The organism is Paenibacillus sp. S25, assembly GCF_019454085.1.
GTDB lineage: Bacteria > Bacillota > Bacilli > Paenibacillales > Paenibacillaceae > Paenibacillus > Paenibacillus polymyxa_B.
Window position 1 is genome coordinate 3,902,828 of record NZ_CP073683.1, and the last position, 14,422, is coordinate 3,917,249.

The 14,422-nt window shown below is 46.1% G+C and carries 14 protein-coding genes and 1 other annotated feature; all 14 genes read right to left on the bottom strand.

Annotated features, from left to right (window positions below; genetic code table 11):
- Positions 1-112: 112 nt before the first annotated feature.
- Positions 113-3,202 (bottom strand): isoleucine--tRNA ligase, encoded by a 3,090-nt coding sequence (ileS, locus tag KAI37_RS17020; protein WP_104497042.1) that lies wholly within the window; start codon positions 3,200-3,202, stop codon positions 113-115.
- A gap of 78 nt (positions 3,203-3,280) precedes the next feature.
- Positions 3,281-3,564, bottom strand: a binding site (T-box leader).
- A 168-nt stretch (positions 3,565-3,732) separates the two neighbouring features.
- The gene (locus tag KAI37_RS17025; RefSeq protein ID WP_023989434.1) at positions 3,733-4,242 is read right to left on the bottom strand and encodes a DivIVA domain-containing protein; all 510 of its coding nucleotides are present in this window, start codon (positions 4,240-4,242) and stop codon (positions 3,733-3,735) included.
- A 172-nt stretch (positions 4,243-4,414) separates the two neighbouring features.
- Entirely contained in the window at positions 4,415-5,197 is a 783-nt protein-coding gene (locus KAI37_RS17030) for a YlmH family RNA-binding protein (RefSeq protein ID WP_071641746.1), read from the bottom strand.
- Positions 5,198-5,205: 8 nt separating this feature from the next.
- Complete coding sequence (locus KAI37_RS17035; protein ID WP_023989436.1) at positions 5,206-5,463, bottom strand: YggT family protein; 258 nt, start codon at positions 5,461-5,463, stop codon at positions 5,206-5,208.
- A 7-nt stretch (positions 5,464-5,470) separates the two neighbouring features.
- A complete protein-coding gene (locus KAI37_RS17040; protein WP_023989437.1) occupies positions 5,471-5,923 on the bottom strand; it encodes a cell division protein SepF in 453 nt (150 codons plus the stop codon).
- Positions 5,914-6,615, bottom strand: coding sequence for a YggS family pyridoxal phosphate-dependent enzyme (locus KAI37_RS17045; RefSeq protein ID WP_220029873.1), 702 nt, complete (start codon positions 6,613-6,615; stop codon positions 5,914-5,916). Before KAI37_RS17045 ends, KAI37_RS17040 begins: the two co-directional genes overlap by 10 nt.
- 8 nt (positions 6,616-6,623) lie before the next feature.
- A complete protein-coding gene (gene pgeF, locus KAI37_RS17050; RefSeq protein ID WP_220029874.1) occupies positions 6,624-7,508 on the bottom strand; it encodes a peptidoglycan editing factor PgeF in 885 nt (294 codons plus the stop codon).
- 82 nt (positions 7,509-7,590) lie between these two features.
- Positions 7,591-7,935: a YlmC/YmxH family sporulation protein gene (locus tag KAI37_RS17055; RefSeq protein WP_023989440.1), complete on the bottom strand. Its 345-nt coding sequence runs from the start codon at positions 7,933-7,935 to the stop codon at positions 7,591-7,593.
- A 112-nt stretch (positions 7,936-8,047) separates the two neighbouring features.
- Complete coding sequence (gene sigG, locus KAI37_RS17060; RefSeq protein ID WP_007431182.1) at positions 8,048-8,830, bottom strand: RNA polymerase sporulation sigma factor SigG; 783 nt, start codon at positions 8,828-8,830, stop codon at positions 8,048-8,050.
- A 96-nt stretch (positions 8,831-8,926) separates the two neighbouring features.
- Positions 8,927-9,667, bottom strand: a complete 741-nt coding sequence (gene sigE, locus KAI37_RS17065) for an RNA polymerase sporulation sigma factor SigE (protein WP_013311082.1) — start codon at positions 9,665-9,667, stop codon at positions 8,927-8,929.
- Between the two features lie 106 nt (positions 9,668-9,773).
- Positions 9,774-10,760, bottom strand: a complete 987-nt coding sequence (gene spoIIGA / locus KAI37_RS17070) for a sigma-E processing peptidase SpoIIGA (protein WP_220029875.1) — start codon at positions 10,758-10,760, stop codon at positions 9,774-9,776.
- Positions 10,761-10,948: 188 nt separating this feature from the next.
- A complete protein-coding gene (gene ftsZ / locus KAI37_RS17075; RefSeq protein ID WP_013311084.1) occupies positions 10,949-12,073 on the bottom strand; it encodes a cell division protein FtsZ in 1,125 nt (374 codons plus the stop codon).
- A 67-nt stretch (positions 12,074-12,140) separates the two neighbouring features.
- Positions 12,141-13,412 carry a cell division protein FtsA gene (gene ftsA, locus KAI37_RS17080; protein WP_013311085.1) on the bottom strand — a complete coding sequence of 424 codons (1,272 nt, stop codon included), beginning with the start codon at positions 13,410-13,412 and terminating at the stop codon, positions 12,141-12,143.
- Between the two features lie 199 nt (positions 13,413-13,611).
- Complete coding sequence (locus KAI37_RS17085) at positions 13,612-14,376, bottom strand: cell division protein FtsQ/DivIB (protein ID WP_071641754.1); 765 nt, start codon at positions 14,374-14,376, stop codon at positions 13,612-13,614.
- Between the last annotated feature and the right edge of the window lie 46 nt (positions 14,377-14,422).

The following is a 14,422-nucleotide window of genomic DNA, read 5'->3' on the forward strand; positions in this document are numbered from 1 at the left end:
CCCTGAACGCAGCAAACGAGCCGAAGCACGTAACGGAGAAAAACCGTTTCCGATGCTTAGGCTCGTTTTTATATGCTGCCTGTTATTGTATTATGGGACAGGGGGCTTGTAATTATTCTCCAATATGAACGCCGATGGTTTTACCGTTCACATCCACATGTTCTGCCGGTTCGGCTTGACCAAATGTCACAGTAGTAACCAATACGTTCTCACGCAACACAGAGTCGAAGCTTTCGATGGCCTGACGCAGCTCGTTATCTACATCCAACGTCAACGCCACATATTTTTCAATCGGCAGATCCAGTTTTTTACGATAATCCTGTACCGCACGAACCACTTCACGTACCCAACCCTCTTGCTCCAGCTCCGGCGTAATGTCTGTGTTCAACGCTACCGTTAAGCCATAACCGGAAGCAGAAGCGAAGCCTTCTTTCGCTTTTTTCTCCACCAGCAGTTCTTCGGCCGTAACCTGCAGTTCTTCACCTTCTGGAGAAGCGACGTTTAACACTCCTTTTTCTACAACAGAACGGGTATCCTCAGCAGACATTCCTTTGAAAAAGTTTTGTAGGAAACCGACATTTTTGCCGTATTTCTTGCCTGCTACTTTCAAATTCAGTTTCAGTGTAAAATCTACAAAGCCGCTATCGTCCGTCTCAACATGAATATGCTTCACGTTAATCTCATCTTTGATGATTTCCTCATAGCCACTCAGTTCAAAATCCTGATCCATGGACAGAATCAACTCGGACAACGGTTGACGCGTTTTCAAACCCGTTTCGTTGCGGACGTTACGCGCCAATTCGACGACACGACGTGCCGTTTCCATGTCTCGTTCCAGTTCCAGATCGATCAAGGACTCATTGGCAGTCGGATAATCATCCAGATGAACACTTTCCCCGTTGCTCAGATTGAGGTAAATATCCTCTGCTAGCAGTGGTGTAAACGGCGCAAGTAGTTTGGCAGTCGTTAACAGCACTTCGGTCAGTGTACGGTATGCATCCAGCTTATCTTCTGTAAGACCATTGCCCCAGAATCGGTCGCGTGAACGACGGATATACCAGTTGCTCAGCTCATCTACAAAGGACTCAATCGCTTTGGATGAGTTCAAGAAGTCATTTACAGCCAGCGCTTTGTCCACTACCAAAATCAGGCTGTTCAGACGGGACAAAATCCAGCGATCCAACTTATGAGCCGATGGTTTGAACGGATGCTGTGCCGGATCAAATCCGTCGATATCCGCATACAAGGTCAGAAAAGCGTGTGTATTGACAAGCGTATCCACCAGCTTCGATTTAGCCTCACCTACAATGCCTTTGGAAAAACGTTTGCTATTCCATGGTGCACTATCTGACAGCAATGCCCAGCGGAAAGCATCTGTACCGTACTCGTCAATCACTTCCCACGGATCAATAACATTACCCTTGGATTTAGACATTTTCTGTCCCTGCTCATCCAGTACATGGCCTGTCGCCATGACAGCTTTATAAGGAGCTTTGCCAGTAAGCATAGTCGAAACCGCAAGTAAGCTATAGAACCAGCCACGAGTCTGGTCAATCCCTTCGCAGATCATATCTGCCGGAAATTGCTGCTCGAACGTTTCATTATTTTCAAAAGGATAATGATGCTGTGCAAACGGCATGGAGCCACTATCGAACCATACGTCGATTACTTCCGGTGTACGAGTCATTTCGTATTTACCGCATTGGCTACGTACCTTAATATCATCTACATATGGTTTGTGCAGCTCGATGTCCGCTGGTACATCGCCAATCGCACGTTCCCTCAATTCAGCAATACTATGTGGAGCGAACTGTTCTCCAGTTTCCTCACAAACCCAGATGTTTAGCGGTGTACCCCAATAGCGATCGCGACTGATGTTCCAATCCACCAGTTCTTCCAAAAACTTTCCAAAACGTCCTTCACGTACATGGCCCGGGTACCATTCGACTTCACTGTTGTTGGCAATCAGTTGGTCCTTGATCGCAGTTGTTTTGATAAACCAGCTGTCCATAGCATAGTACAATAATGGAGTATCGCAGCGCCAGCAGAACGGATAGCTATGCTCGTATTTTTCCTTGCTGTACAGCAAGCCTTTTTCGGACAGCATTTTAACAATATCTATATCACAGTCTTTCACAAAACGGCCTGCAAAATCAGTGACTTCCTCTACATAGTTACCTTGGAGATCCACTACGTTGATGAATTCAACACCATTTTCACGGCATACCCGGTAATCATCCTCACCATGCGCCGGAGCCATATGAACGATACCTGTACCGCTGGAGTCTGTTACGAACTTCGCACCCAGAATCTGATTACCCTTCTCAACCTGAAAATACGTAAATGGCGGGGTATACGTTTGGCCAACCAGTTCTGAACCAGATAGTGTGCCAATCACTTCATGATCGCCTTTAATTACGTCCTCAACCAGATTTCTAGCAACGATGTACACACCGTCTTCCTGCTTCACACGTGCATATTCCAGTTCAGGGTTGACGGCTAGCGCCACGTGACTCGGCAAGGTCCAAGGTGTTGTCGTCCAAGCCAGTACATATTCACCACTGCTGTGCAACTTGAATTTGGCCGTGGCACTTAGATCCTTCACATCTTTGTAGCCCTGTGCTACTTCATGAGAACTTAGCGTCGTCTGACAATCCGGGCAATACGGACTCACACGATGACCACGATACAACAGATCTTTTTCATGAATTGTCGCCAAAATGTTCCATACGCTCTCGATATAGTTATTATCCAATGTAATGTACGGGTTATCGAGGTCTGTCCAGTATCCGATCGCTTCGGTTAGATCACGCCATTGTTGCTCATACTCAAACACGCTCGCCTTACATTTTTTAATAAACTTTTCAACGCCATATTCTTCAATTTCAGGTTTGTGGGAGATTCCCAGTTGCTTTTGTACACCCAATTCTACCGGCAAACCATGCGTGTCCCAGCCTGCCTTACGTACGACGCGGTATCCCTTCATTGTCTGATAGCGGCCTACAAAATCCTTAATTACACGGCCCAGCACGTGACCGATATGCGGTTTACCGTTAGCTGTTGGCGGACCCTCATAAAATACAAAATTGGGCTTTCCTTCACGATTTGTGATGGATTTACGGAATGTGTCCTCTTCTTTCCATTTGCTCAGGATGCGCAGGTCACGGGACCGTGCTTTTTCTTTAACATCCACTCTGTTCATACTTCATACTCCCTCTCTGCTCATCATTGATTTCCCTAGCATTTCCTAAAAAAAGCAACAAAAAAAGCCCCATCCCTGTAAAGGGACGAGACTGTGCTCGCGTTACCACCCTGATTCCGTAAAAACAGACCATTCTAAAATACAGTCTCATCACGGCTCTCTGAGCCCCACTCAACTACAGCAGGGCGCCATTATAACGCATGGCAAACGGTGATTGCTTACACACACCATAAAAAATCTTAAGCGCTTCAGCTCACTTCTCCGGGAGGATCTTCGGTCATGTTCTGAACGTTGGCTTGCACCGGAAGGCCAACTCTCTGAGGGACAAATCATGACGTACTCGTTCCCATCAACGAATTAAACATGTTAAATTCATCGAATATTAAACCAGCAACATCGTTGCCTTGAATAACAACCATCAGCCGACAGACGGATAATCATTGAATTCAGTATAGTATTTACAGTTATAGCCTGTTTAAAGATAAAAGTCAACCCTAACAAAGCCTAATAAAAGCTTGTCAGAAATGAAATTAGTAAATTTCTTTCATCTCACGCTCGCGCTCCAGTACTTCGCGTTCCCGGTTTTCAAGGGCTTCCCAGCCGTCTTGGCTTAACAAGTCAAGCTGTGCTTCCACCAGTGTACGAAACCGTGCTCGGTAAATCGATGCCTGCTTCTTCAGTTCTTCAACCTCCAACGCGATCTTGCGGGATTTAGACAATGCTTCGTTCACAATACGGTCCGCATTTTTTTCCGCTTCCTTCACGATCAGTTGGGATTCTTTCTTGGCGTTGTTACGAACTTCATCAGCCGCTTCCTGCGCCACGATAATCGTCTTACTCAGCGTATCCTCAATGGTCGCGAAATGATCGAGCTTCTCCTGTACGTTCAACAACTCGGTGCTCAGTTCTTTATTTTCACGAATAACGCCCTCGTAATCTTTGATCACCTGATCCAAAAATTCATTAACCTGATCCTCATCATAACCGCGAAGCCGTCGGGCAAATTCCTTGTTATGTATATCCAATGGCGTTAATGGCATGCCGTCCACCTCCTATAAGATTGACAAAAAATACATTTTCCGCGTCACGACGCTCACTATCATCTATCGGTCATCATACCCCGTTTTGTGAATACTGTACAGAGCAAAATCGTTCCAGTTCTTCGCTATAGCTTAATTCTTTCGACAGAAAGCTTGTGATTCCTGCCTACAGCTATACAAACTTACCAATTTTGACACGGAATCTTCCCTTTTTTGTCATCCCGTCTGTTTCTAGCACTTTGAAACGCCCAAAACCCTGCATAGAAATAACGTCCCCAGCTTTAAGTAGAGTGGATGGATTCTCCTCCACCTTCCAATTTACCCGGCACCGTCCCGCCCGAATCGGTGTTAATATTTTACTGCGGCTTAGCTTGTACACATCGCTGGCAATACCATCCAGGCGCAAAGAAGCGACCGTCAGATCTAGCGCCTCTAATGCAACTTCCTTCGTTCGCAGACTCGCTACAGGCAACAGTTCTGTCCATACATGAACACGATGTACCTGCTGCAAATGCATCGTCATAAAATCACCGATCTCTGAAGCTACCAATACATGGCACCCATCATCAAGTACATGAATGTCCCCGATTTTCCCACGTTTGATTCCAAGTCCCAGTAGGGCACCTAGATAATCACCGTGCTCAAGGGTACCTACTTTATGATCGTCAGATGTGATGGAAAGGACCTGAATCCCCATCTCCTCACCGTCCAAATACGAATAATCGGGCGCAATAAGCGCCCGCTTTCGTTCTGAAGCCATATATCCGCCATCTACCCTAATCGTGACCTTGTCTTCCTTCGAAGCAAGTGTCTCCAATATGTACTGTTGGCGCGGGTCCAAAAAATCAGTCAGCTTCTGCTCATGATAAGCTCCCGCATGACTGATCCATTCGGAAGCGCGATCCACATAATCCCGTTCATCCGGGTGAAAATGCTCATAAATCTCAGTTCGCATAACTCCTCCTAGACGAAATTACCAATTAAAGAAATCAAACCGTATGACGCAAAACGCAGAGCAATCAGCGCAACGATGGGTGAAATATCAATCATCCCGAAGATTGGCGGTATAAACCTGCGAAAAGGAGACAAATACGGCTCCACAAACTTGGCAAGTAAATCACCAATTACACTCTCTCTCGCATTAGGAAGCCATGACAGCAGAACATATGCAATGATCATGTACGAATAAATCTGAAATAGCCAGTAAATTACCTCGATCAAGAAAAGTTCACCTCATTCTGTTAAGTTCTTGTTCAGTGTCAGCCAGTATTTCCGTAATAGAGCCTTGAATCTCAACCGTATCTGGTGTACACAGAAAAATATTGTTCCCGACCTTGGAAATACCACCACCCAGTGCATACACAGTACCACTCAAAAAATCAATAATGCGTAGCGCCTGATCCTTGCGAATTCGTTGCAAATTAACTACGACAGTGCGATGGGAACGGATATGGTCGGCAATTTCCTGTGCTTCATCATAAGAACGCGGCTCATACAGGACAACTTTCACATTTTTCTGTGAATGGATGCTGACAACATTAGTGCTCTTCTGGTTCTTACGTTTATCAAAGCTTGGGGTTTCAATTTCTTGATCTTCCGGCGTATTCATAACCTCTCGCTCTATAACTTCCTCTTCTTCCTGAAGCCCCAGAAAGTTCATGAACTTATTCATTACGCCCAATGGAAATCCTCCTCTCGTCCGACCAGTACGGAACCAAGCCGCAGCCAAGTCGCTCCCTCTTCAACCGCCACTTCAAAATCATTGGACATCCCCATTGACAAGTGAACGATGGGTTCTCTGGTCAAGGCTTGTCCATTTAACCTATCCCGTAATTCACGTAATCCCCGAAACACAGGCCGAGTTTTTTCCGGGTCTTCCTCATGAGGAGCCATTGTCATCAAGCCAATCACGTCCACATGCTCCAACTCGCGAATCTGTTCCAAAAAGGGGACAACCGCCTCAGAGGACAAGCCATATTTGGATATTTCCCCAGAAATATTGACTTGCACAAAAGCTTTAACTCGCAGTCCCAGAGCGGCTGCCTTCTTGTCCAATTCCTGAGCGAGCGATAAGCGGTCAAGCGAATGTATAAATTTAAATTTTCCAATCACATCTTTAACCTTATTCGTTTGGAGATGACCAATAAAATGCCACGTTCCCCGGTTACCCAACTTGCTCCATTTATCCGCAGCATCCTGCCAGCGATTTTCGCCCACATGCTCTAAGTCGCTATCCAATACCGATGTCATTGTCGCCGCCGAAACATATTTCGTGACAGCGATCACATTAACTTCATCACGCGAACGTCCGCTTCGGGCACATGCCGCTTCTACACGGGCATTCACTTCTTTAATTCGTTCCTCCAAAGACACGGGAGGACTCACCTCTCTTCCAGACCAATCCAACTCGCCATTCTTCCTGTGACGCCGCCTTCTTTGCGATATGAAAAAAACAAATCGCTACGGCTACTCGTGCATAAGGTAGTACATTCGATATGGCTCGGCAATATTCCTGCTTTCATCATAATGTGTCGATTGCATTGTTTCAAGTCAAGTAGTGTTTTTCCGTCGGTTAAGGGGAAGTAAACAGAACCTTCCCATTTATCATTACCCGGGCAATCATGCTCCAAAACCCGAATTTGGCTCATCACATGCTCATCCACCTCATAGGATTCAGAACCAATGGAAGGACCAATAGCTGCTAGTATATCAGACGGCTGAGATCCATATTCGTTTTGCATGGTCTGTACCATTTTCAATGCGATTTCCGCAACGGTTCCCTTCCAGCCTGCATGAGCCAACCCAATCACACGGCGGACTGGATCACAAAAATATAATGGTACACAGTCTGCATAAAAGGACGTCAGCAAAATGCCAGGTACATTCGTCAAAAGTCCATCTGTGTCCTGAAAAGCGGATGCACGATCCATAAAGCCCCGCCCGCGATCAGCGGCCTTGACCACAGCAACATGATGACTATGAACCTGTTCACCGCACGTCCACGCTTCAGCAGCAAAGCCAAGCTGCTCAGCAATGAGCCGACGGTTACGAATAACTTGCTCGGAGTCATCCCCTACATGAAATGCACAGTTCAGACTAGCGTAGGGCACCTCACTGACACCGCCATGACGACCTGTAAAACCCGCTGTTAATCCCTGAACCTGCCGCTCCCAAGATTGAATATATAACAACTCCGGTACGGGACGTCCGCCATCTTGCATTAGCGTAGCCCCCGTAGCCTCGGTGTTCACTACAAATGGTTCCATTCATTCTCACCTCTACTGCCCAGTGTACCAAAAAGCCGCCGCCGTGTCTTCACAACACACTAAAATACGTAGATCTGCAAGTTCAGAAGCCCCGTCGGTCACTCCGCTCTTGACGTTCGATATACAACTTTTCCTCCCCTTCACCGGGTGGCTCATGCAATCCTTCCAGTCGTACAAGCACAACATCCGAACCTATTTTCACAATGTTGCGCCACGGAATGACCAACTCGCTTCCGCCTCCAAACCAGCCCATAAAACGACTGCTGCCTGGAACCACAATGGCTTCAATTTTCCCCTGCCGCACGTCAATCTCCAAATCACTGATTTGTCCCAGACGTCGTCCATCTACAATGTTAATGACATCCTTCGTTTGAAACTCGGAGATTTTCATTGCTCTTACTGACGTTTCCGGTGCACTCACACGCATCACATCCTTTATTTCACTATATGAGCGGAAGAGCCCAAAAAATGTCCTGTAAACGCAAAAACGATCCGGGTAGGATCGTTTTTATCGCTGAATCATTCAAGCATTCATTTCATTAGGACTTTACATGTTTTTGCATTTGCTGTATAGCCGACTTCTCTAATCTTGAAACCTGGGCTTGAGAGATACCGATTTCGTCGGCAACCTCCATTTGCGTCTTTCCTTCATAAAAACGCATAGACAATATCATCTTTTCACGCTGGCCCAGGCGATGCATCGCTTCCCGCAGAGCGATTTCCTCAATCCATGAGACGTCTTTATTTCTGTCATCACTGATCTGATCCATCACATAGATTGGGTCGCCCCCGTCGTGATATATCGGCTCGAACAGCGAAACTGGATCCTGAATCGCATCCAACGCGAACACAACGTCTTCTTTAGGCACATTCAGTGCCTCTGAAATTTCAAAAATCGTTGGTTCTCGCGAGTTCAGATTCGTCAGACTGTCCCGCACCTGAAGCGCCTTATATGCAATATCCCGTAACGAACGAGATACACGGATCGGATTGTTATCCCGCAAATAACGGCGGATCTCTCCGATAATCATCGGCACCGCATAAGTGGAGAACTTTACGTTTTGCGAAAGGTCAAAATTATCAATCGCCTTCATTAGGCCGATACATCCTACCTGGAACAAATCGTCCACAAACTCTCCCCGATTGTTAAATCGTTGAATCACACTCAGGACGAGTCGGAGATTGCCGTTGACCAATTTTTCTCTGGCTGATCGTTCATTATTTTGCTGAAGTGATGTGAACAACTCGCGCATTTCTGCATTGGTTAATACCGGCAGTTTGGCAGTATCCACACCGCAAATTTCCACTTTATTTCGGGTCATCGTGTCTTACCTCCCAAGGAGCAACATTAATGTACATTATCTCCTGAGGGCATTTTTTTATTCGCTGTTTCCATCGCTTCCGGATATACCCATGCATTATACCATTTTATTAAATTCTTTTCGTAAGCGCTTTATAATTCGCTTTTCCAGACGCGAAATATACGATTGCGAGATACCCAACAGGTCAGCAACATCCTTCTGTGTCTTCTCTTCTCCGTCTTGTAAGCCGAAGCGCAGCTCCATAATCAAACGCTCTCGATCCGTCAACTTATCCAGTGCCTTATGCAATAATTTACGGTCCACCTGCTCCTCAATATTACGGTAAATGGTATCATTTTCTGTCCCCATCACATCGGAAAGCAATAATTCATTACCGTCCCAATCAATATTCAGAGGCTCATCAAAAGAAACTTCCGTTCTCGTTTTACTATTGCGACGCAAATACATCAAAATCTCATTCTCAATGCATCGAGACGCATATGTCGCAAGTTTGATTTTCTTCTCTGGATCAAAAGTGTTAACCGCTTTGATTAGTCCAATAGCACCAATGGATACGAGATCCTCAATGTTGATTCCCGTATTCTCAAATTTACGGGCAATATATACGACTAACCGCAAATTTCTTTCGATTAGCATCGACCGTACTGCTGCATCTCCAGAAGAAAGTTTCCCCAGCAAATATTCTTCTTCGTCTCTCGTCAGCGGTGGGGGGAGCGCCTCGCTGCCGCCAATATAATAAATTTCTTCACTTTTCAGCCCAAATAAAAATAAAATACGATAATATTGCAATTGCAACGCTAGCCTAATTTTCATCTTCAATTTCATCTGTTCCCGCATATCATTCTCCCCCTTTTGAAAATAGTGCAATTCCAGCTGTGCTCCGCCCATTTCACCATTGGATATTTCTCGTCGCCTTCAAACATCATTTTGTGGTTATGCTCCGTCATCCTGATTCCGTAAAATGCTCACTAAAATGTGCATCTCGTTTCTGGTTGGTATTAGCACTGCCCTCTTCTTGTGCCGTCACATCCGGGTGGATGATGGCGCGATACTTACCCTCTGCTGACAATGTTCCCCCATCCAAGCCAATCAACACTCGATGATGTACAAAATGAACCCCATTCATCACCACCTCTACCCGGTCTGGTTTAATGGCCAGCATAAAGGAATGATTGCGGTTAATTCCACGATAAGGGACGAGACGAACACGATCCTGCCAGCTAAACGATTCGTCCCCCAGTTCCATCACCAGTTGGTCAGCATTCCCCTCAGAACATTTTCGGAGCCAGGAGGCGGGCAAATACGATTCCCACAAGGCCGCCTCCATGACCATCACGGGAGTTCGGGTCAAAGGATCATAGAGCTGGTTACCTGTATCCAACAAGCCTGTACACTCAATATGATCCTGCCCAATCCACACCTGCACTTGTCCCAGAAACCCACTCATCCTTTCTGTGCGCTGCTTTGAGGACTGCACAATACGAAAGAAAAGCATCACTCCGCCAAATGCGCATAAAATAAACCAGAATGCGATTTTCAGTTCAAAAGACATTCCTCCCGAAGCGGTGTACCAGATACCATTAAACAATTCCCCCGTATTTTGGAGAAAATAATGCATTCCCAAAATGCCACCTGCAGCTACAAAATTGATCATGTAAAAAGCACCTATTGTACGAAGATACTTTTGCATGCTGCCAAATCCAAAAGCCACCAACAGCATTATGACCGATAATGCCAGTTTGATCAGGAACGTAAATAAAAAGGACAGTTCCGGCACAAACATCATGACCACGTACATTGCGCCGATTCCAGCTGAAGCCATCAACCTCCACCACACTGGACGAATTTTTCTCATCCAAGCGGTGACCATCAGCAGCACAGCATCAATGAACAAATTGGTCAAAAAAATCAAGTCGATATAAACAACCAAGGCTTCACCCGCCCAGCGTTTGCAGGATAGGCTTAAGTATAGTAGTCATGCTGTTCAAAGTCTGTCTAACGGTGGGGACGGTGACCGACTAATTTTGTCGGAAAGAGGAGAAGCGCCTGAACTGCAGGATACGGAAAACAGAAAGAAGCCCGCATCTCCAAGGAGAATGCGGGCAGTCTGAATTGAAACTAGTTATCGTTATTATTATTGCGCGAGCGGTTACGTAAGAATGTAGGAATGTCTAATTGGTCACTGCTTTGAGTGTTACCAAATGGACGCAAGTTAGGAGAGCCTTTTTCCGCCGATTCGGAAGTAGCCGGGTTGGCTGCCGGTTTACGTCCCGGTGCCGGTTGACTTGGCTTGCCTTCAAAGCCAGTGGCAATGACGGTAACCTTGATCTCTTCTTTCAACTCTTCGTCAATGATAGCACCGAAAATCATGTTTACTTCCGGATCGGAAGCCGATGTTACAATTTCAGCTGCCTCATTAACCTCATACAGAGACAGGTTGTTGCCACCAGTGATGTTCATAATCACACCACGAGCACCTTCAATGGATGTCTCCAACAACGGGCTCATGATAGCCTTGCGTGCTGCTTCAGCCGCACGATTTTCACCAGTTGCTTCGCCAATCCCCATCAAAGCGGAGCCACGCTCCGTCATGATCGTCTTAACATCAGCAAAGTCGAGGTTGATTAGACCCGGTACAGCGATCAAATCTGAAATACCTTGTACCGCCTGACGCAGAACATTGTCCGCTTCACGGAATGCTTCCAACATTGGGGTTTTCTTGTCCACAATTTCAAGCAAACGGTCATTAGGGATTACTATCAAAGTGTCTACTTTTTCTTTTAATCCTTCAATACCAAGTTCAGCTTGATTGGAACGCTTACGCCCTTCAAACGTGAATGGTCGGGTTACCACGCCTACAGTCAGCGCGCCGCATTCCTTGGCAATTTCAGCAATGACAGGAGCCGCTCCGGTTCCAGTACCGCCACCCATTCCCGCCGTTACGAATACCATATCCGCACCTTTGAGCGTATTCATAATGAGCTCACGCGATTCTTCAGCCGCTTTTTTACCCACATCGGGGTTAGCGCCGGCACCCAGACCGCGGGTCAGCTTATCCCCAATTTGAAGCTTATGCTCAGACTTCGCTAAATGAAGTGCCTGGGCATCTGTATTGACTGTGATGAACTCCACACCCTGAACACCATTTTCGATCATTCGGTTAACCGCATTGCTGCCGCCGCCTCCGACGCCGATCACTTTAATTTGAGCCAAGCTCTCCATTTCAAAATCAAATTCCAACATACTATTCCATCTCCCCCTCAATGTGCATGGATGGCCCGTCCATGATTGGCATAATTAGCAATGAACGTTATATAAATTCACTGAACATATTTTTTAAGCGTTCAATCAACCCCTGCTTTTGCTCGCCTTCCGCAGCGGGACTACTGCTTTTAGTTCGGTTAGTCGGCTTCTTGGTACTTCCGCCACTGTTGCTAACGCTAGTCGATCTTCCGCGATAGTAACGAATAGCATTATGCAAGATTCCAACTCCGCTCGTGTAACCCGGATCCCTTACACCGATAAAATCAGGTACGGCGATCCTTACGGAAGCGGCCAGTTCGCTTTGTGCCACCTGAAGTACACCAGGCATGGAGACGGTGCCTCCGGTAAGTATATAACCTCCCGGAAGCTCTGTGTAACCCAAGCGCTTAACTTCCGCCTGAATGAGTTGAAAAATTTCCTGCACTCTCGGCTCAATAATAGCAGCCAAATCCTGCTGGTTGAACTCCTTGTCCACATTACTACCGATACGCGTCACTTTAAAGACGACATCGGCTGCCGCATCATCATACCATGCGCAGCCGTATTTAAGCTTTACTTTTTCGGCTTGATCGGTAAGGGTTCTCAGTCCGTAGGCAATATCATTGGTTACAAATTCTCCACCAATCGGAAGTGTTGATGTGGCAACAATCGTTCCTTCCTGGAAAATGGCAACATTCGTAGATCCTGCACCAATATCCACCAGCACTGAACCCATCACCTTTTCATCCTTCGAAAGAGACAATTGTCCGGCTCCAAGAGGTAGCAAGACCAGATCTTTAATCCTCAAGCCAGCTTTCTCAACGCAGCGCAACAGATTATGTATCGGGGTCTTGCCTCCAGTAACAATCGTAGCCTCTACTTCGAGACGAACTCCAATCATACCGCGAGGGTCCTGAATGCCTTCAAGGCCATCCACGACATACTGCTTGGCTACCACGTCAATAATTTCTCTCTCCGGTGGTACAGCAATAACCTCAGCTGCCTTCAGTACACGCTCAATGTCCTCCTCACCGATTTCACGGTCCTCGTTGGACACGGCTACTACGCCATGACTATTTTGCAGGCCAATATGATTGCCTGAAATCCCCACATACACTTCTGTTATTTGAATACCAACCATGCGTTCTGCGTGATCCACGGCGTTACGGATTGATTGCACGGTTTGATCAATGTCTACAATTGCACCTTTGCGAATCCCTTCCGAGTCGGCAGATCCAACTCCAATAATATTAAAGGTTCCATTATTCATTTCCCCAATAATAGCCCGAACTTTGGATGTACCGATGTCCAAACTAACAATGATGTCATTGTTGCTCAAGTCTGTGGCACCTCCTGACTCCAAAATGAATTTCGTTCTTTAAACACACTCTGTACATATTCAACAAACTCCATGCTTTCCCTCTTTTTTCTACAAATTTTTTAGAAGCCAATTTATGGTTGCAGTCACATAAAAATTTGAAGAAAAAAGAAGGAGGCAAGTCTATTACCCATAAAATCAATTCTAGCATTTTTTCACATCACTGAGTAGTATCTTTTTCTTGGCCCTCTTCACTCGTATCCGGTTTGAACGGAACGTAGGAATCCGCCTCCAACATGGTGATCAAACCTGGATCTTCTGTTTCTAGCACCTGGTTCAAATAGCTGATTTTAGAATTCAGTAGAGAAACGGTTGTAATAACCTCAAACTGGGAACGTGTGTACATTTTGATGCGGTCCGGAAAAGAAGGAATCGGCGCGGGAATGATTTCCGAAATATCGGCTGTCCATTCCCCCGGAATGCGCGATAAAGCATCACACAGCTTCGCTTTGTACGGATCATCAGATTTCCATTTGGTCAAAATAGGCTTCTCAACGGCTATTCCGCTACTCCCCACGCCCACGCTTGTCCCGTTCGCTAGAATAGCACGAAGACTCCCGTCACTCTGCAACTCGTAAGCGACCGTAGCAAACTCTTTAATGTGAATAGCAATAATCCCCGGAAACTGCTTGTCCACTGTGACTTGCTGTATCGATTGAATTTCCCGCAGCTTCTCAGAGATGTCGGATGAACTGACTCCGAAATACTGGTCTCCAACAGCCAGACCGCTTCGATTAAGAAGCTGATCTCGGGTCGAAAATACATTACCATCAAAACGAATTTCAGAAACCCGACTCAACGAAGAACGGAAAAAGAGAACAGCGAGCAGTACGATAAACAACAAAATGAGAAGAATAGCAATCTTCCGGCTTGTTCTTTTTTTCGTTCTGTTCTTTTTAAGAACAGGTATTTGAGCATTTGGCATAGCTTCTCTCCACAAAAGCCTTTTGTCCCCCCGCTAACGGAGGGAC

Coding starts and splice junctions, on each gene's coding strand:
- ileS (WP_104497042.1), bottom strand. CDS start 3,202: ATGAACAGAGTGGATGTTAAAGAAAAAGCACGGTCCCGTGACCTGCGC.
- KAI37_RS17025 (WP_023989434.1), bottom strand. CDS start 4,242: ATGCCATTAACGCCATTGGATATACATAACAAGGAATTTGCCCGACGG.
- ftsZ (WP_013311084.1), bottom strand. CDS start 12,073: ATGTTGGAATTTGATTTTGAAATGGAGAGCTTGGCTCAAATTAAAGTG.
- KAI37_RS17085 (WP_071641754.1), bottom strand. CDS start 14,376: ATGCCAAATGCTCAAATACCTGTTCTTAAAAAGAACAGAACGAAAAAA.
- KAI37_RS17055 (WP_023989440.1), bottom strand. CDS start 7,935: ATGCGTGTGAGTGCACCGGAAACGTCAGTAAGAGCAATGAAAATCTCC.
- KAI37_RS17030 (WP_071641746.1), bottom strand. CDS start 5,197: ATGCGAACTGAGATTTATGAGCATTTTCACCCGGATGAACGGGATTAT.
- pgeF (WP_220029874.1), bottom strand. CDS start 7,508: ATGGAACCATTTGTAGTGAACACCGAGGCTACGGGGGCTACGCTAATG.
- sigG (WP_007431182.1), bottom strand. CDS start 8,830: ATGACCCGAAATAAAGTGGAAATTTGCGGTGTGGATACTGCCAAACTG.
- sigE (WP_013311082.1), bottom strand. CDS start 9,667: ATGCGGGAACAGATGAAATTGAAGATGAAAATTAGGCTAGCGTTGCAA.